At 57.1% G+C, this 1,009-nt stretch carries 1 protein-coding gene; it reads left to right on the top strand.

The annotated features are described in order from the left end of the window. Positions 1 to 564: 564 nt before the first annotated feature. Positions 565 to 924 (top strand): hypothetical protein, encoded by a 360-nt coding sequence (locus tag QMX93_RS30770; RefSeq protein WP_282359345.1) that lies wholly within the window; start codon positions 565 to 567, stop codon positions 922 to 924. Positions 925 to 1,009: the final 85 nt, after the last annotated feature.

Here is a 1,009-nt window from a genome sequence, read left to right as displayed (position 1 = left end):
CGGCACGTTCAATATCACTGTGGCTGACCCACCGCTTTCGCGAGCAGGCTCACTCCTACAGGGGATTTGTGGTGTGTGGCGGATTTTGTATATGGCCGAGAAACCTGTGGGAGCGGGCTTGCTCGCGAAGTCGGCGGCACATCCACCATCACCTAACCTGACCCACCGCTTTCGCGAGCAAGCCCGCTCCCACAGGGGTTTTGTGTTCTGACTCAGATTTTGTGTATGACTGAGAAACCTGTGGGAGCGAGCCTGCTCGCGATGGCGGCGGCACATCCACCATCACCTAACCTGACACACCGCTTTCGCGAGCGGGCTCACTCCTACAGGGGATTTGTGGTGTTCCTCCGGATTTTGTGTATGGCCGAGAAACCTGTGGGAGCGAGCTTGCTCGCGAAGACGGCGGCACATCCACCATCACCTAACCTGACCCACCGCTTTCGCGAGCACATTCAACACCTAAACAACTGCCCCACCCTGCCCAGTCGCAACAATGGAAAACCACCCCCACCCTGCTAACCTCACCCCAACCCCGCTCAGCATCCCCCACCACTGGATACCTCGATGAACTTCCGATGTCCTGACTGCAACCATCTCGTCAGCCACATCCCGCCCACCCACAAATGCCCCGACTGCGGCCACTTCTCCCACGACTGGCTCATCGATGACTGGGAAAGCTTTGCCGCCATCAAACGCAGGCACATCCACTACAACCTCATCATCATGGGCCTCGTCCTGATCAACATCCTGGCCACCATCCTTTACCAATCAACCAACCCCTTCCAGTGGCTGATCAACCTGATCTTCCTCCCCGCCTTCATCAGCTGGATCCTCTGCCGCAAGCAGCTCAGCCAAAAAGCCCACTACAAAGGGCATAAAGGAAACGTGGTATTCCCATGGTTCGCAGGCTTCGGCGGGTTATGAAAAATCGCCCAACCCTGTAGGAGTGAGCCTGCTCGCGATAGCGTCCATCCAGCCAACATCAATATTGAATGACCCACCGCCATCG

This window comes from Pseudomonas sp. PS01303, from assembly GCF_029959385.1.
In the GTDB taxonomy this organism is placed as follows: Bacteria; Pseudomonadota; Gammaproteobacteria; order Pseudomonadales; family Pseudomonadaceae; genus Aquipseudomonas; species Aquipseudomonas rustica.
The sequence above is the reverse complement of the archived record's forward strand: the minus strand, read 5'-3'. Positions and strand labels throughout refer to the sequence as shown.